This is a genomic window from Actinokineospora pegani (assembly GCF_009745975.1).
Lineage (GTDB): Bacteria > Actinomycetota > Actinomycetes > Mycobacteriales > Pseudonocardiaceae > Actinokineospora > Actinokineospora pegani.
This window is the reverse complement of sequence record NZ_WHOL01000122.1, coordinates 15,577-40,474: the sequence shown is the minus strand read 5'-3', so window position 1 is coordinate 40,474 and position 24,898 is coordinate 15,577. Positions and strand designations below refer to the sequence as shown.

Sequence of the window (24,898 nt, the reverse complement as noted above, 5' to 3'; positions counted from 1 at the left end):
GATCAGTGTGCTGCTCGTCGACGACCACGAGGTGGTCCGGCGCGGCCTGCGCGACCTGCTCGACGGCGAACCGGACATCGAGGTGGTCGCCGAGGCGGGCGGCGTGGCCGAGGCCCTGGCGCGCGCGGGCTCGGCCCGACCCGACGTCGCCGTGGTCGACGTGCGCCTGCCCGACGGGGACGGGGTGTCGCTGTGCCGCTCCCTCCGGGCGTTGACCCCGGCCCCGCAGTGCCTCGTGCTGACGGCCTTCGACGATGAGCAGGCGCTGGTCGAGGCGATCATGGCTGGGGCGGCGGGGTACCTGTTGAAGCAGGTCAGGGGGCAGGACCTGGTCAACGCGGTGCGGGAAGTGGCGGCGGGGCGGTCGCTGTTGGACCCGGTCACGACCTCGCGGGTGCTGGACCGGATGCGGCGGAGCGCGGAGGCCGACGAGCTCGCGGGGTTGACCGAGCGGGAGCGGGCGGTGTTGGAGCTGATCGGCGAGGGGCTGTCGAACCGGGAGATCGCTGAGCGGCTGTTCCTGGCGGAGAAGACGGTGAAGAACTACGTGACGTCGGTGTTGTCGAAGCTGGGGATGCAGCGGCGGACGCAGGCCGTGGCGTGGGTGGCGCGGCGGCCCAGGGCTTAGCCGGGGACTGGGACTTCCCAGGTGATGGTGGTGCCCGATCTCGGGGATGAGCGGATGTCGCAGTGACCGCCCGCGCCCTCGGCGCGTTCGCGGAGGTTCTTGAGGCCTCGGGTGGTCACTCCCCGGGGGATTCCGCAGCCGTCGTCGGCGACGGTGAGGCGGAGCAGACCCGCTTCCCGGCGGAGGTGGACTGCCACCCGCATGGCGCCCGCGTGGCGGACGACGTTGGACAAGGCCTCGCGGAGGGCGGCTCGGGTGTTGTCGGCGATGGGCACGGGAACGCCGCGGATGTCGCCTGCCAGGTCCAGGGATGGGGCGAAGCCGAGCAGCTCGCGGGCGGTGTCGACCTCGGCGCGGGCGGATTCGGCCAGGTCGGCGGTGGGTTCGGCGGGGTCGGGGGTGCGCAACGTCCGCACCACCGCGCGGACGTCGGCGATGGCGGTGTCCAGTTGGTCGATGGCGTCCGAGAGGCGGGTGGCGTCGCGCTTGGGGAGTTTGCGGGTGGGGCGGCGGGCGAGCAGGTCGAGCTGCATCCCGGCCGCGTAGAGGCGTTGCACGATGACGTCGTGGAGGTCGCGGGCGATGCGGTCGCGCTCCTCGTAGAGGTCGACGCGGTTGCGGGCGGTCGCGCCCTCGGCGAGGACCAGGACCAGGCCTGCCTGCGCGGCGAAGGCGGTCAGCATGTCGACGGTGTCGTTCTCGAACGGCTCGGAGCGGCGCTTGCGGTAGACGGTGAGCGCGCCGAGCCTGCTCTCCCTGGTGCCGAAGGGCGCGGCGGCGAACGGCCCGTAGACGCTCAGCTCGCGCGGCACGTACGGCGCGGTCCGCGGGTCGGTGGTGACGTCGTCGGCCACGATCGGCACACCGCCCCGGGCGACCCTGGCCGCCGACGAGCGGGCGGACAGCACCAGCCCGACCGGGTCGGGCTCCGGGGCCCCCGTCGCCGCCTCGACCGTCAGCGACCCGTCCGGGTTGCCCGCCATGACCAGCCCCAGGTCGGCCTGCGCCAACTCGGCCGCGGCCCGGACCACCAGGTCCAGCACCGCCGCCGGGTCCTCCCCGGCCAGCGCGGCCGTGGCTATCTCGGTGGCGGCGGTGAGCGTGCGCGCCGCCAGCGTCGGGTCCATGAGCTGCATTGTCATCCCACCAGGGGCCGCTCGACGACCCCGCCGCGCGCGACCTCCACCACCCGCGTGGCCCCCTCGACGTCCTCCGCGTGGTGGGTGATGTGCAGGACCGCACCCGGGTACCCGGCGATGGCCGCCCGCACGGCGGCGGCCGACGCGGCGTCGAGGTGGGCGGTGGGCTCGTCGACGACCAGCACGTCCGCGTCGGCGAGCAGCGCCCTGGCCAGCGCGACCCGGTGCGCCTCGCCGCCGGACAGGGTGGTGGCGGTGGTGTCCAGGGGCAGGTGGACGCCGAGCCGGTCGAGGACGGCCCGCAGCTCACCGTCCGCCGCAGCGGGCTTGGCCAGCCGCAGGTTCTCGCGGATCGAGGTAGCGGCCAACATCGGCTCCTGCGGGCACCAGCCAACGGCCTCCCCCCGGCGCACGGCGCCAACCCGCGGCTCGAGAAACCCCAACACCAACGCCGCCAGAGTCGACTTCCCCGCCCCCGACTCCCCCACCACGACAACCCGCTCACCAGGCAAAACCTCAAAATCGACCGCACGCAACACATCCGCCCCGCCGGGCCACCCCACGCAAACCCCGTCGAACGCCGCCACCGGCATCCCCCGCCGCTCCACTGGGGGGCGTCCCCGAGGCCAGTCTACCGGGGCGGGGGCGGGCGCGGGGGTTTGTGGATCTTGGTTGTGGATAACTGCCTGTGCTGTGGACAAGTCGGTGGGGGCGGGGTCGGCGGCAGCGGCCAGCCCCGTGCGGGGTCGGGTGGGTAGGGGCGTTCGCGCGGGAACGGGGTCGATCGCAGCGGCGCGGGGTTGGGCGGGGTCGGCGGCAGCGGCGGGCGGTGCCGTGGAGGGCTGGGTGGGGAGGGCCGCTGGCAGGGGGACGGGGTTGGCAGGGGCGGGGGTCGCCTCGGTGGGGGGTTGGTCGGGGAGGGCGGCTCGTAGGGGGGCGAGGTTGACGGCGGCGGTGGTCAGGGGGGTGAGGGCTTCTGGGAGGGCCAAGGGGATCAGCGCGAGGATCGGGAACAGCACCGGGTCGATCGGGGCGCCGGTGGACACGGCGACCATCGAGGCGGCGGCGAGGCCGAAGGTGAGGGTGATCAGCGCGGTGCCCGCTCCGGCACCGAAGGCCGAGCGGCGGGCTGAGCGGGTCAGCAGGCGGTCGTGGGCGGCGATGGTGGCGCGGTGGGTGGTGGCCTCGCCGCGGGCTAGGAGGTCGGGGGCGGCGTCCAGCAGGGTCAGGGTGGTGGTTCGCAGGGTGGTCTTGGTCGCGGCGGCGGTGCGGGTGGCGTGGTGGTCGGCGGCGAGTGCGAGTGCTGGGCCGCCCAGGCCCGCGATCAGCACGGCCACCGCGAGGACGAGTCCGGCGGTGGGCAGGATCGCGGTCACCACGCCCACGGCGGCCAGGGACACCGTGGCGGCGACGATCGGCGGGGTGAGCACGCGGGGTGTCAGGTCGCGGACGGTGTCGACGTCGTCGACGAGGTGGTGCAGGGTTTCGCGGTGGCGCAGGGCCCGTGCGGGGCCGAGCCGGACGAGCGTCTGCCACAGGCCGACCCGCAGCGTTGTGGCCAGGGCGAACGCGGCGTCGTGGGTGCGCAGCCGCTCCAGGTAGCGCAGGGTTGCGCGGGCCAGGCCGAAGAAGCGGACACCGACGACCGCGAGGGACAGGGTCAGGATCGGTGGTTGCTGCGACGCCTTGGCGATCAGCCAACCGGACAGCGCTGTCAGCGCCACCCCGCACACCAGCGCAGCCGCGCCGAGCAGTGCGCCGCTCACGAGCCGCCCCGTCACCAACGAGCGCACGCGAACCCGGGGCCCGCGCGGCACCGGCTCGGCGCGCACCGCCTCGTGCTCGGCGACGACCCCCGCGCCCTCGACCGGCCGGTGCGTCGCCATCAGCACGGCCACGCCCCGGTCGGCCGCGCGCTGGATGGCGGCCATGACCACGGCGGCCGACCCGGCGTCCAGGTGCGCGGTCGGCTCGTCGAGCACCAGCAGCCGCACGCCCGGCCGGGCCAGCGCCCGCGCCACCGCGACCCGCTGCCGCTCCCCCGTCGACAGCTCGACCACGCGCCGCCCGAGCAGGTGCTCGACCCCGACCTCCCGCGCCCACCGCGCGGGGACGCCCACGACCTCGTCGGCCAGCACGGGCCGCTGCGCCACCCACCCGACCAGCCGCCGCCACGCCGCGATGTCCAGCTCCGCCAACGCGACCCCGTCCACCGCGACCGAACCGTCCGAAGGGGACACGAAACCCAGCAGCACCGAGAACAGCGTCGACTTCCCGCTGCCGCTCGGCGAGTCCAGCCGCACGACCTCCCCCGGCCGCACCACCAGCGACACCCCGTCCGGGGCGAAGCCGTCGCGCCGACGCACCCGCAGCCCGTCGACGCGCAGCTCGCTGAAGCCGCTCACCGGCCGACCACCCGAGGCGGGCGCGACCGGCACAGCGGCCACCCGCCGAACCGCCTCCAGACCGTCCGCACTCGCGTGGTGCGCCGCCCCGGCCGCGCGCAGCGGCAAGTAGCACTCCGGCACCACGACCAGCACGAACAGCCCGACCGCCAGGCTCAGGTCGCCCGAGACCAGCCGCAGCCCGATGACCACGGCGACCAGCGCCACCGACAGCGTGGCCACCAACTCCAGGGCGAAAGCCGACAGGAACGCCACCCGCAGCACGCCCAGCGCCCCCCGCCGGTGGTTGTCCGACACCGCCCGCACGGCCTCGGCCTGCGCGTGCGCGCGCCGGAACGCCGACAGCACCGGCAGCACCCGCACCAGCTCGAGCACCTGCCCGGACAGCCGCTCCACCGCCGTGGCGGCGTGCCCGACCTCGTCTTCGGTGTAGCGGCCGATGACCACGGCGAACAGCGGGATCAGCGGCAGCGTCAGCGCCACCACCAACGCCGACGGCCAGTCCACGACGAGGATGACAGCACCCACCGACAACGGCGCCGCCACAGCCGTGACCAGCGCCGGGAGGTACACCGCGAAGTAGTCGTCGAGCGCGTCGAGGCCCCGGGTCGCCAGCGCCGCCAGCTCGGCGGGCCCCCGGTCGGCGATCCACTCCGGCCCCAGCGCCAGCGACCGGTCCAGCAGCAGCGCCCGCAACTCGGCCTTGGCCCCCGCCGCCGCGCGCACGGCCACGACCTGCGTCGCCCACCCCAGCAGCGACCGGACGACGATCGCCCCGGCCAGCACCGGCAGCGCCCAGCGCGGCACCCCGGTCCCCCCGACCAGCCCGGCCACGGCGCCCGCCAACGCCCACGCCTGCACGACCACGGCCACCGCCGCCAGCGCGGACAGGGCGCCACACCCCTGAAGCGCCCGCCGCGCCGACGGCGACAGCCCTGGCAGGGGGCCCAGCGGGCCCCCACGGCGGGCGACGGGGGGTCGTCCCCGCCGCCCGCCACCCCCGGCTGGCCGACTGGCGGGAAGGCCGGTGCCGGGAGAACTCATGGGACGTGCACCTCCGGGATCTGCGCGGTGCTCACGCGCTTGCGGAACACCCAGTACGTCCACCCCTGGTAGACCAGCACCGCCGGGGTGCCGAACAGCGCGACCCAACTGATCACCTGGAGCGTGTAGGGCGAGGACGCCGTGTCGGCCACCGTCAGCGACCACTCCGGGTTCAGGGTGGACGGGAGGACGTCCGGGTAGAGCGCGCCGAACAGCGCCACCACGGCTGCGGCGATCACGACGCCCAGCGCGGCGAACGCCTGCCCCTCGCGCCCCTGGTCCAGCCGCTGGAACGCCACGGCCCCGGCGGCGAACCCCGCCCCGACCGCGAGCCAGCCCCAGCCGGACCCGGAGGAGACCTGTGCCAGCACCACCAGCGCGGCCAGCGGCAGCAGCGCCCACCCGCCGAACCGCAGCGCGAGCGCCCGCGCCCGGTGCCGGATCTCCCCGTCCGTCTTCAGCGACAGGAACACCGCCCCGTGCACCAGCGCGAAACCGACCACCGCGAGTCCACCCAGGACGGTCTCCGGCTGGATCGAGGCGAATGGCGAGCCGACCCGGTTCCCGTTGGCGTCCAACGGGAGTCCGAAGACCGAGGTGGTGATGAGCAGCCCGACGCCGAACGCCGGGACGAGCGAGCCGAAGAAGATGACCCGGTCCCAGACCAGCCGCCAGCGGGCCGAGTCGACCTTGCCCCGGTACTCGAAGGCGACACCGCGCCCGATGAGCCCGAGCAGCACCAGCAGCACGGGCAGGTAGACCCCGCTCAGCAGGGACGCGTACCAGCCGGGGAAGGCGGCGAAGGTCGCGCCGATGGCGACGATGACCCACACCTCGTTGCCGTCCCAGACCGGGCCGATGGTGTTGACCATGACCCGCCGCTCGGTGTTGTCCCTGGCCAGCACCGGCATCAGCATGCCGACGCCGAAGTCGAAGCCCTCGAGGAACAGGTAGCCCAGCCACAGCAGGGCGATGACGCAGAACCAGATCGTCGCGAGGTCCACAGCGCCCCCTTCAGTAGGCGAACGCGAGCTTGTCGCCCGGTTCGGCTGGGTCGTCGGAGTCGATCTTCTCCGGCGGCATGACCCCGGCCACGCCCGCCCGCGCGTACCTGCGGATCAGGTAGACCTCGACGCAGGCCAAGACGGCGTAAACCGTGGTCAGCGCGATGAGCGAGGTCAGGATCTCGCCGGTGCCCATGCCGGAGACACCGCGCGCGGTGAACAGCCACACCCCGTCGACCCCGGTCGGGTTGGGCGCGACCACGAACGGCTGGCGCCCCATCTCGGTGAAGATCCAGCCCGCGCTGTTGGCGATGAACGGCGTCGCGATGCCCGCCAGGGCCAGCCGGGGGAACCACTTCGTGCGCGGCACCCGCCCGCCCCGGGTGAACCACAGGGTCGCGGCGGCGGCCAGCGCGGACAGCGCGCCGAAGCCGATCATGAAGCGGAAGCCCCAGTAGGTCACCGGCAGGTTGGGCACGTAGTCGATGGGCTGCCCGCTCAGCTCGCCGAGCCGGTCGTCGACCGGGTAGTTCGTGCCGTACTTGTCCTGGTACTCGCCCACGAGCTGCTCGATGCCGCGCACCTCGCTGGTGAAGTCGCTGTGCGCCAGGAACGACAGCAGCGCCGGGACGGTGATCGACTTGACGTTCTCGCAGTCCGGTCTGGACACGTCGCCGACGGCGAAGACCGAGAAGCTCGCGGGTTCCTCGGTGTGGCACAGCGCCTCGGCGGCGGCCATCTTCATGGGCTGCTGCTCGAACATCAGCTTGCCCTGCAGGTCGCCGGTCACCGCGAGCGCGCTGAACGCGACCACGCCGACCCAGCCGCCCAGCTTCACCGAGGCCCGCCACACCGGACCGTCGTCGTCGCGCCCGCGCCACAGGTGCCAGGCGCCGATGCCGACCAGGAACGCGCCACCGACGGCGAAGCAGCCCGCGACGGCGTGCGGGACGGCGGTCAGCGCGGTGTTGTTGGACAGCACGGCCCAGATCGAGGTGAGCCGGGGGCGGCCGTCGACCATCTCCACGCCCACCGGGTGCTGCATCCAGGAGTTGGCGGCCAGGATGAAGTACGCGCTGGCGATGGTGGCCAGGCTGAACGCCCACGCGCAGGCCAGGTGCACCCGCCTGGGCAGCCGGTCCCAGCCGAAGATCCACAGGCCGAGGAAGGTGGACTCGACGAAGAAGGCGACCAGGCCCTCCATCGCCAGCGGGGCGCCGAACACGTCGCCGACGAACCGGGAGTACTCGCTCCAGGCCATGCCGAACTGGAACTCCTGGACGATCCCGGTCACCACGCCCATGGCGAAGTTGACCAGCATCAACTTGCCCCAGAACTTGGTCATCCGCAGGTACTTGACCTCGCCGGTGCGCACCCACGCGGTCTGCATGCCCGCCACGAGCACCGACAGCCCGATGGTCAGCGGCACCATCAGGAAGTGGTAGACGGTGGTGATGCCGAACTGCCACCGCGCCAGGTCTAGTACGTCCACGACACCAATCTCCGCCCGCGCGGGTCCCGGTCCCAGGTGCCCGGGTCCCGTGCGGCCGGGACGTAGGTCCCGTGAGCGGGGGCACGTGGCTTTTCATGGCGGATCGGCTATAGTTGCGCCGGAAAGCGAAGGGGAGTAGCCCCCAACGTCCCGATCGACACACTGGCCCGGTTCGCCGGACCCGGTCGGGCGGCCCCGGTGATCCGAGGCGGGCGAGACCTTCGATCCAGGCATATCCGTATGCCGGATCGAGGTCGCGCGCGTCCTGGGGTCCGGCCTGATCACGGTCAGGGGTCACGCGAACCAATGGACGCCTTCGTCCTCGGCACGCTCGTGTCTTTCTGGGTCATCTTCGTCGCGGAGCTCGGCGACAAGTCGCAGCTGATGGCTCTGACGTTCGCCACCCGCTTCAAGGTCTGGCCGGTCATCCTCGGCATCACCATCGCGACCACCGTCGTGCACCTGGCCTCGGTCGCCTTGGGCGTGGGCCTGGGTTCGGCGCTGCCGACCGGCTGGATCAACCTCGCCGCCGCCGTCGCCTTCGTCGGCTTCGGCTTCTGGACCCTGCGCGGCGACTCGCTCACCGACGACGAGAAGGCCAAGGCCAACCAGGTCACCAAGTCCGTGGTGATCGCCGTCGGCACCGCGTTCTTCCTGTCCGAACTGGGCGACAAGACCATGCTCGCCACCATCACCCTGGCCACCGACCACCACTGGGCGGGTGTGTGGATCGGCTCCACCGTGGGCATGGTCGCCGCCGACGCGCTGGCGATCGTGATCGGCCGCGCCCTGGGCAAGTCCCTGCCGGAGAAGCTGATCCGCTACGGCGCGGCGGCCCTGTTCTTCCTCTTCGGGGCCTGGCTGCTGGTCGAGTCCGTCATCGAACTGGTCTGAGCTCTCAGGCGCCCACGGCCCGGCGGGTGGTCTCCTCGGTGTCGGCGAGGCTGTGGCGCAGGGCGGCCACGGACTCCGACAGCGCGGTGAGCGAGGTCTGGGTGAGCTTGCGCAGCGCCCCGGCCTGCTCGACAAGGGACTCCAAGCCCGCGGTGCCCGCCTCCAGGTCGGACAGCAGGCGGGTGCGGGCGGCGGTGAGGCGGGCGTGGGTCTCGGTGTCGGCCTCGGCGAGGACGCGGTTGGCCAGGGTCACCCGGCCCGCCAGGCGGTAGAGCGCGTCGACGGCCGCGGCGACGGACCCGGTCAGCGCGGGCACCCGGTCGGCCAGCGGGCCCGGGCGGTGCTCGTCGAGGGCCGCGGCGAAGTCGTTCTCGGCAGCGCTGGCTCGGAGCAGGCAGGCGGCTTCCTCGCTGTGCGCGGCGACCTCGACCTCCGGGCGCTCGCCCTCGGGGTCGCGGTTGAGGTGGGCCAGGCCCGCGCGACCGGCCAGGATCGCGAGGCCGACGGCGATCGCGCCGACGGCGGGCAGGTGGATCGCCCAGGCGACGCAACCCGCGCTGGCAGCCAGCAGCAGACCCCAGGGGTCCGCCAGTTCTTTCGTGTAACCCATGCCGTCCCGTCAGTGCAGCGTCAATTCCCCGCCAGCCCGGGGGACGCTCATTATGGGCCCATCGGCGAGGGGTGTCACCGGCCTAGTCCCAATCGGGACCTCGGCGTGCCCAACTCCAGGCGTAGCGCGGGTCTTCGCAGGTGGACGCCGGGTCCGCGAGGTCCAACGGGCGGAAAGTGTCGACCATTACCGCCGTTTCGTCGAAGTGTTCCACGCCGATTGACGCCTCGGCCGCTCCGGGTTGTGGACCGTGCGTGAAACCGGCCGGGTGCAGCGACAGCGAACCGATTCCGATTCCCGATCCCTTGCGCGCCTCGTAATCCCCGCCGACGTAGAACATGAGTTCGTCGGAGTCCACGTTGGCGTGGTTGTAGGGCACCGGGATCGACTCGGGGTGGTAGTCGACCTTGCGCGGGACGAACGAGCAGACCACGAAGTTCGGCCCCTCGAAGGTCTGGTGCACCGGCGGCGGCTGGTGCACCCGGCCGGTGATCGGCTCGAAGTCGCCGATGTGGAACGCCCACGGGTACAGGCACCCGTCCCAGCCGACGACGTCGAACGGGTGGTTGGCGTAGGTGTGGCGGGTCAGCCCGGCCCGGTGGCGCACCAGCACGTCGACGTCCTCGCCGTCGACCACCAGCGGCTCGCCGGGGGCGCGCAGGTCGCGCTCGCAGTACGGGGAGTGCTCGAGGAACTGGCCGCGGCTGGACAGGTAGCGCTTGGGCGGGCCGATGTGCCCGGTCGCCTCCACCACGTACAGCCGCAGGTCGCCCTCGGGCACCACGCGGTAGGTGGTGGAGGTCGGGATGACCACGTAGTCGCCCTCGGCGACCGGCAGGGCGCCGTAGATGGTCTCGACGACCGCCGATCCGCCCTGGACGTAGAACAGCTCGTCGCCGACCGCGTTGCGGTAGAGCGGGCTGGGCGCCGACGCCACGACGAAGGAGATGTGCACGTCCGCGTTGCCCACCAGCGACCGCCGCCCGGTGACCGCGTCGAGCCCCGCGGCCCACCCCATCGCCTGGGTGCGCAGGTGCCTTGGCTTGAGCGGGTGGTTCGGCGCGAGCGGCAGCCGGAACTCGTCGACGGCGACCGCGTCGATGATCGCGGTGGGCAGGTGCCGGTGGTAGAGCAGCGCCGAATCGGCGGAGAAGCCCTCGGCGCCCATCAGCTCTTCGGCGTGCAGGGAACCGTCGGGTGAACGGAAGGTTGTGTGCCTCTTGCTGGGGATCTTCCCAACTCGGCGGTAGTGCGGCATGCGTCCTCCGCTGTCCGGATGTCGGACATCTTTGTTCAGTAGCCGATACGCCACTAGCGTGTCAGCCGTGTCAAGCGCCGTTCCCCTGCACCCGCCCGGCCCACGCGGCATCCCGCCCCTGTTCGCGCGGCTCGTCGACGACGCCGCCCTGTTCCCACCGGGCAGCGCGACGATGCCCGACGCGGTGCGCCTGCACCTCGCGGGACGCGACGGGGAACGGGCAGGCCTGGTCGGCCTGTTCCTGTGCCAGGCCTCCCGCCTGCCCGAGCTGATCACCGAGTTGGTGAAGGCGAAGCCCGCGAAACCGGTGGCGCTGTCGCTGGTGATCGACACCGGGCTCGGCGGGGTGCCCAAGGCCCTGTCCATCGTCGAGTCCCGCACGGAGCTGCTGGCCCTGCGCATGGTCGAGATGCCCGCCCCGGCCGACATCGACGACGTCTGGCTGGAGCGGGTGAACGAGTTCGTGCCGGAGGACGTCATCCGGGTCGTCGAGCCCCGCCGCGGCGGCGTGGAGTGGCTCGAGGGCATCCGCCGGGTCGTCGAGCACGGGAGCTGGCCCAAGATCCGCACCGGCGGGCTGAGCCACGAGGCGTTCCCCAGCGTGGACGAGGTGGCCGACTTCCTGTCGGTGATCAGCGCGGGCGAGGCCTCGTTCAAGGCGACCGCGGGCCTGCACAACGCCGTCCGGCACACCGAGGAAGCCACCGGGTTCACCCACCACGGGTTCCTCAACCTGCTGGTCGCCACCGCCCGCCTGCTCTCCGGCGGCGATGTGCGGGCCGCGCTGTCGGAGACCGACAGCAAGCTCCTCGCCGAGGAGGCCGCCGGGCTGTCCGACCAGGCCGCGCACGCGGTGCGCGCCGTCTTCGGCTCCTACGGGTCGTGCTCGCTGTCGGCCCCGGTGACCGACCTGGAAGAGCTGGGCCTGCTGTGAGCGGCTCCTGGATCGCCGACCCGGCGTTCCGGGCGGACGAGCCGTTCGGGCCGCAGACGCTGCCCTACGGCGTCGTGGAGCTGCCCGGCGGGCCCGCCGTGGCCGTCCGGGTCGGCGACCACGCGCTGCCGCTGCGGCCGATCGCCGGGGAGTTCGCGCCCGAGCTGGCCGACGCGGTCGCGGCCGGGTCGCTCGACCCGCTGCTGGCGCTGGGGCGGCCCGCGTGGACGTCGCTGCGGGCGCGGCTGCGCGAGCTGGTCACCGCGACGGCCCCGCCGCCAGGGGCCGTGCTCGTCCCGCTGGCCGAGGCGCCGACCCGGCTGCCGTTCACCGTCGGCGACTACGTGGACTTCTACTCCTCGCGCCACCACGCCGAGAACGTCGGCCGGATCTTCCGGCCGGACGGCGAGCCGCTGCTGCCGAACTGGACCCACCTGCCGGTCGGCTACCACGGCCGGTCCGGGACGGTCGTGGTCTCCGGCACCGGCGTCGTCCGCCCGCACGGGCAGCGGCGCGGGGACCAGGGCCCGGAGTTCGGCCCCAGCACCCGGCTCGACATCGAGGCCGAGGTCGGCTTCGTCTGCGGCGGCCCGGTCGCCGGGCGGGTCCGCACCTCGGCGGCCCCGGACCACATCTTCGGCGTCGCCCTGGTCAACGACTGGTCGGCGCGCGACATCCAGGCCTGGGAGTACGTGCCGCTCGGCCCGTTCCTGGGCAAGTCGTTCGCCACCTCCATCAGCGCCTGGATCACCCCGCTCGACGCCTTCGCCGCGGCCAGGGTCGAGGTCCCCGACCCCGGCCACCCCCGGCTGGACTACCTGGTCGAGGACTCGCACTGGGGCTTGGACATCGGCATCGAGGTCTCCTGGAACGGCACGGTCGTCTCCCGGCCCGAGTTCGCCGGGATGGCCTACTCGTGCGCCCAGCAGCTCGCCCACATGACCGTCAACGGCGCGACCGTGCGACCCGGCGACCTGTTCGCCTCCGGGACCGTCTCCGGGCCGGGCAAGCACCAGCGCGGGTCGTTCCTGGAGCTGTCCTGGGGCGGCCAGGAGCCGGTCCGGCTCGACGACGGCAGCGAGCGGACTTTCCTGCTCGACGGCGACACCGTGGTCATCACCGCGACGGCCCCGGGCCCGGACGGGTCGGTGGTCGGTCTGGCCGAGGTCGCCGGGACCGTGCTGGCGGCCACCTGATGCCCGGCATCCGGTCGAGCGCGCCGCGCGACCCCGCGGGCGGCAAGGAGAGCTCGCTGACCCTCGACCGGGGCCTGGCACTGCTGCAGGCGGTCGCCGACGCCGACACCGAGGCGCCCACGATCAGCGACCTGGCGCTGGCCATCGGGGCCAGCCGGGCGGCGGTCTACCGGCTGCTGGTGCCGTTGCAGACGCGCGGGATGGTGCGCCGCGAGGGCTCCAAGGTGCGGCTCGGGCTCGGCCTGCTGCAACTGGCCGCCAAGGTGGCCCCGCAACTGCGGGTGGCCGCCCAGCCCGCGCTGCGCGAGCTGGCCGAGACCTCGGGCGCGACCGCGCACCTGACCGTGGCCGACGGCGACGAGGCGCAGGCCGTCGCGGTGGTCGAGCCGTCGTGGACGAGCTACCACGTGGCCTACCGGGTCGGCACCCGCCACCCGCTGTACAAGGGCGCGGCGGGCCGGGCGGTCGGGCTGCGCGCCGAGGACGGGCCGTGGGTGGTCAGCCTGGGCGAGCTGCAGCCGGGCGCGCACGGGATCGCCGCGCCGGTGCGCGGCGTGTCCGGGCTGCGGGCCAGCGTGGGTGTGGTCAGCTTCGAGCCGATCGATGCCGGGGTGGTCGGGCCGGGGGTCGTCACCGCCGCGCTCCTGATCGCTGACGCCCTACGGTGACGACACCCACCGGCTGGGCGATTGAAAGTAACGCGAAGAGGTGTCTTTCCCGCAGGCCGGATCTCAAGTTAGGGTTGCCTAAGTAGGAGGTGGCCCAGTGAGCAGTCCCGACGCGCCCCGTCCCCGCGCTCCGCACCCCGCGGAGCGCGCCAGGACCATCGCCGCCCTCGGCGGCCGAGCCACCCTGGTCCCCGCGGGCGACCCCGCCCGCGCCGACCGCTTCACCCCGCTGCTGCACCACGTGCACACCGACGGGACCATCAGCGTCCTGCTGCCCGCCGACCACGAGCTGGTCGGCGCGGCCTGGACCGCGCCGCGCGGCGAGCTGGCCACCATGGTGGAGCTGGCCGACCCGGCCCCGGTCCCGCTGCGCGAGTCCATCCGCGGCCTGCTCTGGATCACCGGCTGGCTGCGCGCCCTGTCCGCCGGGGAGGCCCGCGCGCAAGCGCTTGCCGTGGCTGAGGAGCGCCCCGACCCCCGGCTGCTCGACCTGGGCCACACCGCCACCCTGCTGACCCTGGTCCCGGCGTCGATGGTGCTGGCCGACGGCGAGGGCACCGACCCGGTCTCCCGCGAGGACTTCGTCCGCGCCGCCCCGGACCCGTTCGCCACCCAGGAGGCGGGCTGGCTGCGCCACCTGGAGCTGTCGCACACCGACGTCGTCGGCGCCCTGGTCCGCCACCTCCCCGCCGACCTGCGCGGCGGCCACGTCCGCCCGCTGGGCATCGACCGCTACGGCCTGCGCCTGCGGGTGGAGGCCGTCGACACCGACCACGACGTGCGGCTGGCCTTCTCCCGCCCGGTGGACACCCCCGCCGAGCTGAGCCGCGAGCTGCGGGCGCTCGTGGGCTGTCCGTTCCTCGCGGCACAGCGCCGGGGCTGACGACCCAGCGCCGGACCGGACGCCGCGAGGAACGGACAGCCGGCCTCCCTGACAACTCCGATGTCACTGTCCGTTCCTCGCGGCACAGCGCCGGGGGTAGTTTCGGACCTCGTGCGAGAGTGGATCTCCCCACCCCGGCGGGTGGAGCAGTTCGTCGACGACCCGGCCGAGCGCAGGCTCATCCGGGTCGAACTCCTCGTCGTCTTCGCCGTCACCCTGGGCCTGTCGGGCCTGGCCAGCCTGCTGTCCCTGCTCGACTCCCTGCTCCTGCCCGCGGGCCTGTCCGAGCAGACCGTCGCGATCAACGTCCCCCAGGCCCAGTCCGCCGTCGTCGACTTCCTCAAGCAGCTCACCGGCGTCATCCGCCTCACCGCCTGGGGCGCCCTCGGCGTCTACCTGCTCTACCGCGCCGGGTACCGGCTGTCGGCGGTGGGCCTCGACCTGGCGCAGAAGGGCAAGGACGCGCTGCGGGGGTTGGGGCTCGCGGCGCTGATCGGCGTCCCGGGGCTCGGGTTCTACCTGGTCGCGCACGCGGCGGGGATCAACCTGGCGGTGGCTCCGTCGACGCTGGGCGAGACGTGGTGGCGGCCGGTGGTGCTGGTCCTGCTCGCGGCCGGGAACGCGTGGGCGGAGGAGGTGCTGGTCGTCGGGTACGTGCTGACCAAGCTCCGGCAGCTCGGGTTCCGGGAGAACACGTCGCTGGTGTTCGCGGCGGTGCTGCGCGGGTCGTACCACCTGTACCAGGGGTTCGGCGGGTTCATCGGCAACGTGGTGATGGGGCTGGTGTACGGGCGGTACTGGCAGAAGACGAACCGGCTGTGGCCGCTGGTCATCGCGCACACGGTGATCGACGTGGTCGCCTTCGTGGGGTATTCGCTGCTGAGCGGCGTGGTGTCCTGGCTGCCATAGCTGGCGCGCGGGGGCTGGTCCGGGTAGTAAGGGGCCATGGGCGGCCTCGGCGAGTACCGGCGCAAGCGGGACGCTGGGCGGACGCCGGAGCCGGTGCCGGGCGAGGGGCCGCTGCCCGCGGGGAACGACGACACGTTCGTCATCCAGGAGCACCACGCCTCGCGGTTGCACTGGGACGTGCGGTTGGAGCGGGGCGGGGTGCTGGTCAGTTGGGCGGTGCCGAAGGGACTGCCCGAGGAGCAGGGGGACATCCGGCTCGCGGTGCGCACCGAGGACCACCCCATGGAGTACGCCGCGTTCGAGGGCTCGATCCCGCGGGGTGAGTACGGCGGCGGTCGGATGTTCATCTGGGACCGGGGCGCCTACGAGACGGTGAAGTGGAGCGACCGCGAGGTGGCGGTGGTGCTGCACGGCTCGCGGGTCAGCGGCAAGTACACCTTCTTCCAGGGCCGGTCGGACAAGGACTGGATGGTCCGGCGGTCCGAGCCCGCGCAGCACCCGGACAGGGCGCCCCTGCCGGAGTTGATCGAGCCCATGCTCGCCGTGCCCGGCTCGTTGCCGCCCGCGGCCGAGGACGAGCGGTGGGCCTACGAGTTCAAGTGGGACGGGGTGCGGGCGCTGGCCAGGGTCGAGGGTGGGCGGTTGAAGCTGTTCTCCCGCAAGGGCAACGACATCACCGGCACCTACCCGGAGCTGCGGGCGCTGGGCGAGGACCTGGGCAGCACCCGGGTCTGGCTCGACGGGGAGGTCGTGGCGTTCGCCGACGGCAAGCCGTCGTTCGGGACGCTGCAGAAGCGGATGAACACGAGCGCGGAGCGGCTGACGCGCAAACTCGTCTCCGACTTCCCGGTCACCTACGTGGTGTTCGACGTGCTGCACCTCGACGGGGTGCCGTGCCTCGACCTGCCCTACGAGCGCAGGCGCGACCTGCTCGAGCGGCTGGACCTGCGGGGGCCGCACTGGAACCTGTCCCCCAGCTTCCCCGGCGACGGGTCCGCCGTGCTCGACACCGCGCGGGAGCAGCGGCTCGAGGGGGTCATCGCCAAGCGGCTGGACTCGCGCTACCTGCCGGGCAGGCGCTCGGCGGACTGGGTGAAGATCGCCGACCTGCGGGCGACCGAGGTCGTCATCGGCGGGTGGCGCCCCGGCGAGGGCAGGCGCAGCGGGGTGTTCGGGTCGTTGATGCTGGGCGTCCCGTCGGACGCCGGGTTGCGCTACGTCGGCCAGGTCGGCACCGGGTTCACCGACGAGGTGCTGAGGTTGCTGCACGCCGAGCTGGAGCGGTTGGAGCGCAAGGGTTCCCCGTTCGCGAACGAGGTGCCCCCGGAGCGGGCGCGCGGCGCGCACTGGGTGCGGCCGGAACTGGTCGGCGAGGTGGTGTTCCGGAACTGGACGGCCGACGGGCGGATGCGGGCGCCGTCGTGGCGGGGGCTGCGACCGGACAAGGACCCGGACGACGTGGAGAGGTGGTCCGGCGGTGTCGGGTGAGGTGCTCGTCGACGTGCAGGGGCAGCGGATTCGCCTGTCCAACTTGGACAAGGTGCTCTACCCGGACGCCGGCTTCACCAAGGGCGACGTGATCGACTACTACTCCCGGGTCGCGCCCGCGATCACCCCGCACCTGGCCGGGCGGCCGGTCACGTTCCGCCGGTTCCCCGACGGCGTGGCCAAGCCCGGCTTCTTCGACAAGAACGCCTCCCGGCACGCCCCCGACTGGATCAAGACCGCCGCGGTCCGCACGCCCGGCTCCACGACCGGTGCGGAGAGCCTCGACTTCGCCCTGCTCGACGACCTGCCGTCGCTCGTCTGGGCGGCGAACCTGGCGGGCCTGGAGCTGCACGTGCCGCAGTGGCTCGTCGGCCCGCGCGGCGGCCGGGGCAACCCGGACCGGCTGGTGTTCGACCTTGACCCCGGCGCCCCCGCCACCATCGTGGAGTGCTGCCCGGTCGCGCTGGCCCTGCGCGAAGCGCTGACCGAGGACGGGCTGACGCCGGTGGTCAAGACGAGCGGTTCCAAGGGAATGCAGGTCTACGCGGCGGTCACGACGTCCACCGCCGAGCGCACCTCGAACTACGCCAAGGCGCTGGCCGAGCGGCTGGAGGAGGCGATGCCCGACCTCGTCGTCTCCCGGATGGCGAAGGACCTGCGCCGCGGCAAGGTCTTCATCGACTGGTCGCAGAACAGCCCGAACAAGACCACCGTCGCCCCCTACTCGCTGCGCGCCCGGCCGCTGCCCACCGCGTCCACCCCCGTGACCTGGGCGGAGGTTGCGGCGTGCGAGTCGGTCGACGACCTGACCTTCACCGCCGACGACGTCCTGGACCGCCTCGACGACCTCGGCGACCTGTTCGCCGCACTGGTGGAGCCCGGGCCAAGACTGCCGCAATGATTCATCGCGCGAACGCCGCTTGGACGAAACGAATCGCGGCTGAAAGCCGTAATCTGTGGCGTTTCTCCCTGTCACACTCGCTTGGAGGCAGCGATTCGCTGCCACCGTGGTTACGCTCGAACCCGTGACCAACCCCGATGCCGCCCAGCCCGCCCCCCGCGTCGACAGCGAGGTCGGACCGCTGCGCGCGGTGCTGCTGCACCGACCGGGCAACGAGTTGAAGCGCCTCACCCCGCGCAACAACGACCAGCTCCTGTTCGACTCCATCCCGTGGGTCGACCGCGCCCAGGACGAGCACGACCGGTTCGCCGACGTCCTCACCGGCCGCGGCGTCGAGGTCATGCTGCTCGCCGACACCCTGGTCGCCGCCCTGGCCGACGAGCGCGCGCACGCCGCCGCCGCGAACACCGCGGTCGACCGCCGCCGCCTGGGCGAGGAGCTGGGTGACGCGCTGGCCAGCCACCTCGCGACCGTCGACGCCAAGGGCCTGGCCGACGTGCTGATGGGCGGGCTGACCTTCGAGGAGCTGCCCGACGCCGAGGGCGCGTCGCTGGTCCGCAAGATGCACCACCCGCACGACTTCGTCGTCGACCCGCTGCCCAACCTGCTGTTCACCCGCGACTCGTCGGTGTGGATCGGCGACCGGGTGGCCATCGCGTCGCTGGCCATGCCCGCGCGCGCCCGGGAGACGGCGCTGCTGGACCTGATCTACGCCTACCACCCGCGCTTCCGCTCGGCGGGCCGCGCGTACGGCGCCCACTCCGCCCCGGTCGAGGGTGGCGACGTGCTGCTGCTGGCCCCCGGCGTGCTGGCCATCGGCGTCGGCGAGCGCACCACCCCCGCGGGCGCGGAGTCGCTGGCCCGGTCGGCCTTCCGCGACGGCCTGGCGCACACCGTGCTGGCCGTCCCGATCGCCCAGGACCGCGCCACGATGCACCTGGACACGGTGTGCACGATGGTCGACCGGGACGCGGTGGTGATGTACCCGGCGGTGCGCGACACGCTGACCGCCTACACGCTGCGCGCGGCCGAGGACGGCGTCTCCGTCGAGGGCCCGACGCCGTTCCTGGAGGCCGCCGCCACCGCGATGGGCATCGACCGGCTGCGCGTGATCCACACCGGTCTCGACCCGGTCACCGCCGAGCGCGAGCAGTGGGACGACGGGAACAACACCCTCGCCGTCGCGCCGGGCGTCGTCGTGGCCTACGAGCGCAACGTGGAGACCAACGCCAGGCTGGAGGACGCCGGGGTGGAGGTGCTGCGGATCAGCGGCTCCGAACTGGGCACCGGCCGCGGCGGTCCCCGGTGCATGTCCTGCCCGGTCCTGCGCGATCCGATCGTTTAGGTTTGCCTTGCCTGAATTTATTTAGGAGAGGCTTTCCTAATGGGTCAGATAGGCTTTCCTAATGTGACGAAGAGACCATCCCACGAATTCGATAAATGCACAACGCGCGGTTATCGTTGATGCCATGACCACAAAGTTCAACGATCTCCTGCAGACCCAGATCCGCAACGAGTTCAGCGCGTCGCAGCAGTACATCGCCCTGGCGGTGTGGTTCGACGGGCAGGACCTGCCCCAGCTCGCGAAGCACTTCTACAAGCAGTCGCTGGAAGAGCGCAACCACGCGATGATGCTCACCCAGTACCTGCTCGACAACGACGTCACGCCGCACGTGACCGGCGTCGACGAGCCGCGCAACGACTTCAACAACGCCGTCGAGCTCGTCGAGCTCGCGCTGGCGCAGGAGCGCGCGGTCACCGACCAGATCGTCACGCTGGCCAAGACCGCCCGCGACGAGGACGACTACCTCGGCGAGCAGTTCGTCCAGTGGTTCCTCAAGGAGCAGGTCGAGGAGGTCTCCTCGATGACCACGCTCCTGAACGTCATGAAGCGCTCGAACGGCAACCTGTTCGACGTGGAGAACTTCCTGGCCCGCGAGGCCGTCGGCGACGCCAGCGCGGACAAGACCGCGCCGCGCGCGGCGGGTGGTGCGCTCTAAGGCCCGGCCTGGGAGGTCGTGGTCAGCGGACGGCGAGGGATTCCGGCAGTCGGAATCCCTCGTCGTCGTCGCACGGGAACTCGTGCACGGCGACAACCGCCGACGCGGGGATGGGCCCGTAGACGTGCGGGAACCAGGGGCCGCCCGGCTCCGGCGGGTCTCCGGGCTCCCAGCGCACCGGAACCCCCACCAGGGCCGGGTCGATCTCCAGCAGCAGCAGGTCCCGCCGCCCGGCGAACAGGCGGCGGGCCGGGATGAGCACCGACCCGGGGTCCGAGCAGTGCACGAACCCCGCGGCCGGGTCGATCCCGATCTGCGGGGCGGGCCAGTCGGCCCGCCCCGTGATGTACACGATCACAAGCGGTCCCCGCTGGTCAGAGGGTCTTCTGCCGGTTGAGCAGACCGTCGCGCGAGCGCCGCTCGGCCGGGGTCAGCGGGGTCTCGCCCACCGACGCCAGCGCCGTCTCGAGCCGCTTGCCCAGCTCGGCCGCGGGCTCCGCCCACTCCCTGGCGTGCATCTCCCGGTCCAGGTCCCACACCGGGACCAGCAGCCCGTGCGCGCGGAACGAGCCCGCGTACCGGGTGCCCTCGCCCAACCCCAGCTCGCCCGCGGCGTGCAGGCGGGCCAGCGCGGCCAGCAGGTCGTCCTCCGGCTCCGGGCGCACCCAGCGCAGGTGCGCCTTCTCGCCTGCGTCGACCCAGTAGGCGGCCTCGCCGATCCGCTCGGTGGGCAGGATCGCGTTGTTGGCCCGCTCCAGCGACAGCGCCACCTCGCCGCTGGGCTCGCTGCCCTCGGGCATCCACCAGGTGAAGTCGTCGTGCACCTCGACCTCGAGCGCGGCGGCGGTGTCGACCAGGTCCTGCAACCGCTCGGGCTTGTCCCCGGCGTCGAACTCCGGGCTCACCACGGCCAGCACGTCGCCGGGCTCGGCGTCGCGGGCCCACAGCACCGCCCGCGCCAGGTCGCGGCTGACGTCGCTGGACCGGGTCTGCACCTGCAGGCCGACGTACTTGACCCCGTCGGCGCGCACCAGCGCCGCCGCGGCCATCGGCAGCACCGTGGCCAGCACCAGGTCGGTGCCGGGGAGCTTGGCCGTGCCGGAGGGCACGAACTCGCGCATGGCGATCAGCTCGCACTCCAGGGCCATGCCCTCGAACGGCCGGTTGACCGGGAGTTCGACCACACCGCCAGCCAGGCCGTGGCAGGCCTTGTAGCGCTTCCCGGAGCCGCAGGGGCAGGGACGGCGCGGGTTGTCGTCTGCCTTGCGCTGGTTCTTCTCGGCGGATCGCCTGGACATCTGCGGCTCCTGGTCGGGATGGCGGTTTTCGCTCCGGCCGACGCTACCGGTGCCAGTGGCGCACTGTGCTGAGCGGGTTGCCGAGCGGGTTACCGTGGCGCGGGTGAGCCCGACCTTCGACCCGGCCGACCCGGCGTTCATCGCCGACCCGTACCCGGCCTTCGCGACCCTGCGCGCCGCCGCCCCGGTCCACCACCACCCCGGCCTCGGCCTGGCCGTCGCGGTCACCCACGAGGCGGCCAACGCGGTGCTGCGCGACCGCTCGCTAGGTCGCTTGTGGACGGACGCGGCGCCGGTCGAGGCGTTCGCGTCGTTCAACCTGCTGCACCGCAACTCCCTGCTGGAGTCCGAACCCCCGACGCACACCCGGCTGCGCCGCCTCATCGCGGCGGGCTTCGGCCGCGGCCACACCGAGCGCCTGCGCCCCCGCGTCGACGCCCTCGCCGACGACCTGGTGGCGGCGCTGGCCGCCCGCATCGCCGACGAGGGCTCCGCCGACCTGCTCGACCTGGTCGCGGCCCCGCTGCCGATCCAGGTGATCGGCGAACTGCTCGGCGTGCCCGCACAGGACCGGGACCTGCTGCAACCGTGGTCCAACGCCATCGTGAAGATGTACGAGTACGACCTCCCACCCGCCCCGGCCCTCGCCGCGGAGACCGCCGCGACCGAGTTCGTGGCCTACCTGCGCTCGCTGATCGCCGACCGCCGCACCCACCCGTCCGACGACCTGCTCAGCGACCTGGTCGCCGCCCGCGACGGTGCGGACCGGCTGTCCGAGGACGAGTTGGTGGCCACCGCCGTCCTGGTCCTCATGGCAGGCCACGAGGCCACCGTCAACGTCATCGGCAACGGCGTCCACGCCCTGCTGGCCCACCGCCCCCAGTGGGAACTCTTGGCGCACGACGAAACCCTGCTGCCAACGGCGATCGAGGAACTCATCCGCTACGACGCCCCGCTGCAACTGTTCGAGCGCACCGCCACCGCACCGACCACCGTCGCGGGCTTCCCCCTGGAACCCGGCCAGAAGATCGCCGCCCTCCTCGGCTCCGCCGCCCACGACCCCGAGGTCTTCCCCACCCCAGGGGCACTGGACATCACCCGCTCCCCCAACCCCCACCTGGGCTTCGGCGCAGGCATCCACTACTGCGTCGGCGCCCCCCTGGCCCGGGTGGAAGTAGCCGCGACCCTGCGCGCCCTGACCACCCGCCTGCCGGACCTCGCCCCCGCGGGCACTCCGACCCGCCGCCCGGAGTTCGTCATCCGCGGCTTCCACTCCCTCCCCGTGACGGCGGGTTGACGCCGTGTAATGATGCGGCATCCGCATGCGCCTGGGGGGCCGACAATGCTGGACAAGCCGATCACGCTGTCCTTGACCACCGCGACCCGCGTCGTGACCGGGGAACGCCTGGGAAAGCTGCACATCACCCTTGAACCCGAGGCGCTCTGGTACCCACCGGACGAGGACATCCGGGCGACCACCGAGGTTCGCACCGAACTGGCTGCCCTGGGCGCGTTGGACCGGCGGGGGCGGGCTGATGCGGACCTGGTCGCGGTGTTGGCGCTGCTGTGCACTCCGCGGACGGAGTTCTACGGATGGATGGCTATGGATGGGCGCACCACCGGCGCTCTCGTGGCCGCTTCCGGGCGCACGGCGGTGTTGGCCACACAGGACACGGGCACCCTCACCATCACTCCTGCCCCTGCGGACCGACCTGCTGAGACCTTGTTGCGACACCTTCCTGAGCTTCGACCTGCGCGGGGCCCGGTGATCACGGCGTTCGCGGAGGACATCCAAGCCGCCGCGGGCGGGGTCAACCGAACGGCGGCGGGCGTGCGCCAGGCCCCGCCGGTCGTGCGGGAACTCCAGCGCATCTCCGGCTTGCCCACGACGGGCGGCGGACAGCTCTACACGGCGCTGCGACACGGGAACGGGCAGCGGCATTCGACGCCGCAGCCGATCCGGTACGTGGACACGGTCCAGGGGCGGTACCAGAACGTGACGCTTCCCAGAGGTCAGGTGCTAGTGGGGCCCGCCGATCGGGCGGCATTGGCTGGACGTCTGTACGACGCTCATCGGGCGCTGCCCCGCGAAAGTTGATTCCGCCGAATGGGTGACGGTGGGACGAAACCACCCGGTCGTCAGGCGCACCCAATACGGTGTCATCCGGAGCAAGGTCGACTGTGGGGGAACAACCATGCCCGAGGGCAACACACCGCCAGCAGTGCCGCCGATCACCGTGGGCGCTCAAGAAGCACCCGGCGGTCACTTTGCTGTCACCAGCCTCGACGAGCTTAATAGTTTGCTCAAACGTTGGCAGCAGGTCAAGGACGAGATCGACGCGGCAGGCTACCGACTGGAGGAGACGCAGCGGTTGATCGACTCGCCTGCGGACGATCCTGCTAGCAAGAATCAGTTGTCCGCCTCGCGTACGAGCCTGGTCAGAGCCACCGAACACAACAATCAGATGCTCCTCATGGCAACGAGGTTCGTCGAGGCCCTGCAATCTGCTCGGGAGCAGTACGCGGGCACCGAGGCAGGCAACAACTCAGCCATCACACAGTCGGGAGCCTGACCCATGTCCCCGCCCAAGCGAGTCGTGCTCGCCATCACCGCTTCGGCCTGCGCCGTGCTGGCCGGGTGCACGGAGACTGGGACACCAGTCGCCACCGAAACGAGCGTGAGCACCAGCAGCACATCCGCGCATCCTGACGCTAGCGGCGCTCCCCCAATCGAGAACCCGATCGAGGCAGGTCGCTACCTGGCCGACCCCTGCCAACTGTTCACCGAGCAGGAACTTGCGTCGTTCGGGTTGGGCAAGCAGTTCCCAGTGACAACCTCCAACGGCCCCAACTGCGCCTGGAGGGATGCCGAAAATCGTGCCCTTTACGGCGTTGTGTTCAACGAGGGCAACGTCAACGGTCTCAGCGACATCTACCGAGGCAACAAAGAGGGCAAGCTCGCCTACTTCGAGCCCACCACGGTCAACGGCTACCCCGCCGCTGTGGCGGACGGCGGTACAGATGACCGTCCTGACGGATGGTGCAACGTCTTCGTGGGCATGAACCCCGGGATGGCCTTCAACGTTTCCGTCGCCGGGGGTGACCCCGCGACCGCGTGCTCAAACGTTCAGAAGATCGCCAGTTCGGTCGTGGACAAGCTCAAGGAGAGCTAGTGCTTCCCAACGTGTGCATGACCGGTGAGGCCATCTACAAGAACTTCGCCGAGGGTCGGGGTGGTGAGCGGCTCACCGCCGCCGCAGTCGAGATCAACACGCTGGCGAGCGACTACGAGCGCCGTGCCAGCGACATCGGTCGGCTGACCGCCCATATGGAGTCCATCTGGCAGGGCGACGCATCGGGGGCCGCCGCACGGGGGGCGGCGCCGATCGCGGCGCAGCACGAAGCCGCGCACCCGCACCTCAAGACGATGCAGGATCTGTTGCACCGGCAAGTCGGGTCCTTCGACCAGGCCAAGGGCACCGTTCAGGTGGTTCCGACGGTGCCGGAGGAGCCCGGGATCTGGGACAACATCAGGACGCTGGGTGGGGCGAGCGAGACCTACGAACAGCAGGTGACCCAGAACCGGGAAGCCAACGCGCACAACGTTCGCACCATGAACACCTACGCGGGCGAGTCCGGCTACAACACCACCAACATGCCCACCGAGTACGGCGCACCCGAGGCCAAGCCGGCCGACGCCCCACCCGCCGAGGACCCGCGCACCACGAGCGACCCGCGCACCACCGGCCGCACCGATGGGCGCACGCCGGTGGCGCCGCCATCCGGGTGGGACGGGCCGGGGTCGACGACGGCTAGTGGGTGGTCGGCGCCGACCACGTCTGGTGGGTTCACGCCGCCGCCGGGTGGGCCTGGTGTGCCGACGCCGCCTGGGCAGGGGCCGGGTGGGCATGTTCCTCCCGGTGGGATCGGCGGGCCGGGCATGTTGCCGCCTGGTGGGGTGCCGCCGGGTGCCATGCCGCCGGGCAGGGTTTCGCCTGGGTACCGGGATGGGCCTGGTGGTCCTGGAAACGGGCCTGGTGGCCTTGGGAACGGTCGGGGTGGGCCTGGTGGGATGCGTGCTGGCGGGGTGGGTGGAGTCGGTGGGGGCCGGGGTGGGTTCGGGCCCGGTGGAAACGGCTCGGGTGGT

The 24,898-nt window shown here is 72.4% G+C and carries 24 protein-coding genes; 15 read left to right on the top strand and 9 right to left on the bottom strand.

The window, feature by feature from the left end:
* Window position 1: 1 nt before the first annotated feature.
* Entirely contained in the window at window positions 2-628 is a 627-nt protein-coding gene (locus tag GCL84_RS27295; protein WP_156758507.1) for a response regulator, read from the top strand.
* On the opposite strand, the gene GCL84_RS27290 is transcribed toward GCL84_RS27295, so the two are convergent.
* The 4 genes from GCL84_RS27290 to GCL84_RS27270 are packed head-to-tail and all read right to left on the bottom strand — an operon-like array spanning window position 625 to window position 7,712.
* Window positions 625-1,755, bottom strand: coding sequence for a GAF domain-containing sensor histidine kinase (locus GCL84_RS27290; RefSeq protein ID WP_156758439.1), 1,131 nt, complete (start codon window positions 1,753-1,755; stop codon window positions 625-627). The two genes, GCL84_RS27295 and GCL84_RS27290, sit on opposite strands and share 4 nt — an antisense overlap.
* An 11-nt stretch (window positions 1,756-1,766) precedes the next feature.
* Entirely contained in the window at window positions 1,767-5,216 is a 3,450-nt protein-coding gene (locus tag GCL84_RS30760) for an ATP-binding cassette domain-containing protein (RefSeq protein ID WP_407924439.1), read from the bottom strand.
* Window positions 5,213-6,220: a cytochrome d ubiquinol oxidase subunit II gene (cydB, locus tag GCL84_RS27275; RefSeq protein WP_156758438.1), complete on the bottom strand. Its 1,008-nt coding sequence runs from the start codon at window positions 6,218-6,220 to the stop codon at window positions 5,213-5,215. Before cydB ends, GCL84_RS30760 begins: the two co-directional genes overlap by 4 nt.
* Before the next feature lie 10 nt (window positions 6,221-6,230).
* Window positions 6,231-7,712 carry a cytochrome ubiquinol oxidase subunit I gene (locus GCL84_RS27270; RefSeq protein WP_156758437.1) on the bottom strand — a complete coding sequence of 494 codons (1,482 nt, stop codon included), beginning with the start codon at window positions 7,710-7,712 and terminating at the stop codon, window positions 6,231-6,233.
* Window positions 7,713-8,018: 306 nt separating this feature from the next.
* On the opposite strand from GCL84_RS27270, the gene GCL84_RS27265 reads away from it, so the two are divergent.
* Window positions 8,019-8,606, top strand: a complete 588-nt coding sequence (locus GCL84_RS27265; RefSeq protein ID WP_156758436.1) for a TMEM165/GDT1 family protein — start codon at window positions 8,019-8,021, stop codon at window positions 8,604-8,606.
* Window positions 8,607-8,610: 4 nt separating this feature from the next.
* Here GCL84_RS27265 and GCL84_RS27260 read toward each other — a convergent pair whose 3' ends face one another.
* Window positions 8,611-9,216, bottom strand: coding sequence for a hypothetical protein (locus GCL84_RS27260; protein ID WP_156758435.1), 606 nt, complete (start codon window positions 9,214-9,216; stop codon window positions 8,611-8,613).
* A gap of 82 nt (window positions 9,217-9,298) precedes the next feature.
* Window positions 9,299-10,474 (bottom strand): homogentisate 1,2-dioxygenase, encoded by a 1,176-nt coding sequence (locus GCL84_RS27255; RefSeq protein ID WP_156758434.1) that lies wholly within the window; start codon window positions 10,472-10,474, stop codon window positions 9,299-9,301.
* A 67-nt stretch (window positions 10,475-10,541) separates the two neighbouring features.
* Here GCL84_RS27255 and GCL84_RS27250 point away from each other — a divergent pair, with 67 nt between their 5' ends.
* The 9 genes from GCL84_RS27250 to GCL84_RS27210 all read left to right on the top strand — a co-directional run bounded on the left by GCL84_RS27250 (window position 10,542) and on the right by GCL84_RS27210 (window position 19,453).
* The gene (locus GCL84_RS27250) at window positions 10,542-11,408 is read left to right on the top strand and encodes a hypothetical protein (protein ID WP_268891424.1); all 867 of its coding nucleotides are present in this window, start codon (window positions 10,542-10,544) and stop codon (window positions 11,406-11,408) included.
* Window positions 11,405-12,604 (top strand): fumarylacetoacetase, encoded by a 1,200-nt coding sequence (gene fahA / locus GCL84_RS27245; protein ID WP_156758433.1) that lies wholly within the window; start codon window positions 11,405-11,407, stop codon window positions 12,602-12,604. Before GCL84_RS27250 ends, fahA begins: the two co-directional genes overlap by 4 nt.
* Window positions 12,604-13,272, top strand: a complete 669-nt coding sequence (locus tag GCL84_RS27240; protein WP_156758432.1) for an IclR family transcriptional regulator domain-containing protein — start codon at window positions 12,604-12,606, stop codon at window positions 13,270-13,272. Before fahA ends, GCL84_RS27240 begins: the two co-directional genes overlap by 1 nt.
* Window positions 13,273-13,369: 97 nt before the next feature.
* Complete coding sequence (locus tag GCL84_RS27235) at window positions 13,370-14,155, top strand: DUF2470 domain-containing protein (protein WP_156758431.1); 786 nt, start codon at window positions 13,370-13,372, stop codon at window positions 14,153-14,155.
* A 60-nt stretch (window positions 14,156-14,215) separates the two neighbouring features.
* On the top strand, window positions 14,216-15,064 hold the full coding sequence (locus GCL84_RS27230; RefSeq protein ID WP_156758430.1) for a CPBP family intramembrane glutamic endopeptidase: 849 nt from the start codon (window positions 14,216-14,218) through the stop codon (window positions 15,062-15,064).
* Window positions 15,065-15,100: 36 nt separating this feature from the next.
* Entirely contained in the window at window positions 15,101-16,552 is a 1,452-nt protein-coding gene (gene ligD / locus GCL84_RS27225; protein ID WP_156758429.1) for a non-homologous end-joining DNA ligase, read from the top strand.
* A complete protein-coding gene (gene ligD / locus GCL84_RS27220) occupies window positions 16,542-17,453 on the top strand; it encodes a non-homologous end-joining DNA ligase (RefSeq protein WP_156758428.1) in 912 nt (303 codons plus the stop codon). Before ligD (GCL84_RS27225) ends, ligD (GCL84_RS27220) begins: the two co-directional genes overlap by 11 nt.
* Window positions 17,454-17,577: 124 nt before the next feature.
* Complete coding sequence (locus GCL84_RS27215; protein WP_156758427.1) at window positions 17,578-18,798, top strand: arginine deiminase; 1,221 nt, start codon at window positions 17,578-17,580, stop codon at window positions 18,796-18,798.
* 124 nt (window positions 18,799-18,922) lie between these two features.
* Entirely contained in the window at window positions 18,923-19,453 is a 531-nt protein-coding gene (locus GCL84_RS27210) for a ferritin (protein WP_156758426.1), read from the top strand.
* A gap of 22 nt (window positions 19,454-19,475) precedes the next feature.
* Here the strand turns inward: GCL84_RS27210 and GCL84_RS27205 are convergent, their stop codons facing one another.
* On the bottom strand, window positions 19,476-19,811 hold the full coding sequence (locus GCL84_RS27205; protein ID WP_156758425.1) for a DUF952 domain-containing protein: 336 nt from the start codon (window positions 19,809-19,811) through the stop codon (window positions 19,476-19,478).
* A 16-nt stretch (window positions 19,812-19,827) separates the two neighbouring features.
* Window positions 19,828-20,751 carry a DUF5926 family protein gene (locus GCL84_RS27200; RefSeq protein WP_156758424.1) on the bottom strand — a complete coding sequence of 308 codons (924 nt, stop codon included), beginning with the start codon at window positions 20,749-20,751 and terminating at the stop codon, window positions 19,828-19,830.
* Window positions 20,752-20,854: 103 nt separating this feature from the next.
* Here GCL84_RS27200 and GCL84_RS27195 point away from each other — a divergent pair, with 103 nt between their 5' ends.
* From GCL84_RS27195 to GCL84_RS27180, 4 genes are all read left to right on the top strand, one after another.
* Window positions 20,855-22,048, top strand: a complete 1,194-nt coding sequence (locus GCL84_RS27195; protein ID WP_156758423.1) for a cytochrome P450 — start codon at window positions 20,855-20,857, stop codon at window positions 22,046-22,048.
* A gap of 45 nt (window positions 22,049-22,093) precedes the next feature.
* Complete coding sequence (locus GCL84_RS27190; protein WP_197523537.1) at window positions 22,094-22,849, top strand: ESX secretion-associated protein EspG; 756 nt, start codon at window positions 22,094-22,096, stop codon at window positions 22,847-22,849.
* A 97-nt stretch (window positions 22,850-22,946) separates the two neighbouring features.
* Entirely contained in the window at window positions 22,947-23,324 is a 378-nt protein-coding gene (locus GCL84_RS27185; RefSeq protein WP_156758421.1) for a hypothetical protein, read from the top strand.
* A gap of 3 nt (window positions 23,325-23,327) precedes the next feature.
* Complete coding sequence (locus GCL84_RS27180; RefSeq protein ID WP_156758420.1) at window positions 23,328-23,924, top strand: DUF3558 domain-containing protein; 597 nt, start codon at window positions 23,328-23,330, stop codon at window positions 23,922-23,924.
* A 466-nt stretch (window positions 23,925-24,390) separates the two neighbouring features.
* On the opposite strand, the gene GCL84_RS27175 is transcribed toward GCL84_RS27180, so the two are convergent.
* Window positions 24,391-24,603: a hypothetical protein gene (locus GCL84_RS27175; protein ID WP_156758419.1), complete on the bottom strand. Its 213-nt coding sequence runs from the start codon at window positions 24,601-24,603 to the stop codon at window positions 24,391-24,393.
* Window positions 24,604-24,898: the final 295 nt, after the last annotated feature.

Excerpts from the sequence above, each read along its gene's own strand:
- GCL84_RS27290 (WP_156758439.1), bottom strand. The coding sequence starts at position 1,755 with ATGGACCCGACGCTGGCGGCGCGCACGCTCACCGCCGCCACCGAGATA.
- GCL84_RS30760 (WP_407924439.1), bottom strand. The coding sequence starts at position 5,216 with ATGAGTTCTCCCGGCACCGGCCTTCCCGCCAGTCGGCCAGCCGGGGGT.
- GCL84_RS27265 (WP_156758436.1), top strand. The coding sequence starts at position 8,019 with ATGGACGCCTTCGTCCTCGGCACGCTCGTGTCTTTCTGGGTCATCTTC.
- GCL84_RS27260 (WP_156758435.1), bottom strand. The coding sequence starts at position 9,216 with ATGGGTTACACGAAAGAACTGGCGGACCCCTGGGGTCTGCTGCTGGCT.
- GCL84_RS27255 (WP_156758434.1), bottom strand. The coding sequence starts at position 10,474 with ATGCCGCACTACCGCCGAGTTGGGAAGATCCCCAGCAAGAGGCACACA.
- GCL84_RS27240 (WP_156758432.1), top strand. The coding sequence starts at position 12,604 with ATGCCCGGCATCCGGTCGAGCGCGCCGCGCGACCCCGCGGGCGGCAAG.
- GCL84_RS27230 (WP_156758430.1), top strand. The coding sequence starts at position 14,216 with ATGTCACTGTCCGTTCCTCGCGGCACAGCGCCGGGGGTAGTTTCGGAC.
- ligD (WP_156758429.1), top strand. The coding sequence starts at position 15,101 with ATGGGCGGCCTCGGCGAGTACCGGCGCAAGCGGGACGCTGGGCGGACG.
- GCL84_RS27210 (WP_156758426.1), top strand. The coding sequence starts at position 18,923 with ATGACCACAAAGTTCAACGATCTCCTGCAGACCCAGATCCGCAACGAG.
- GCL84_RS27200 (WP_156758424.1), bottom strand. The coding sequence starts at position 20,751 with ATGTCCAGGCGATCCGCCGAGAAGAACCAGCGCAAGGCAGACGACAAC.
- GCL84_RS27190 (WP_197523537.1), top strand. The coding sequence starts at position 22,094 with ATGCTGGACAAGCCGATCACGCTGTCCTTGACCACCGCGACCCGCGTC.
- GCL84_RS27185 (WP_156758421.1), top strand. The coding sequence starts at position 22,947 with ATGCCCGAGGGCAACACACCGCCAGCAGTGCCGCCGATCACCGTGGGC.
- GCL84_RS27180 (WP_156758420.1), top strand. The coding sequence starts at position 23,328 with ATGTCCCCGCCCAAGCGAGTCGTGCTCGCCATCACCGCTTCGGCCTGC.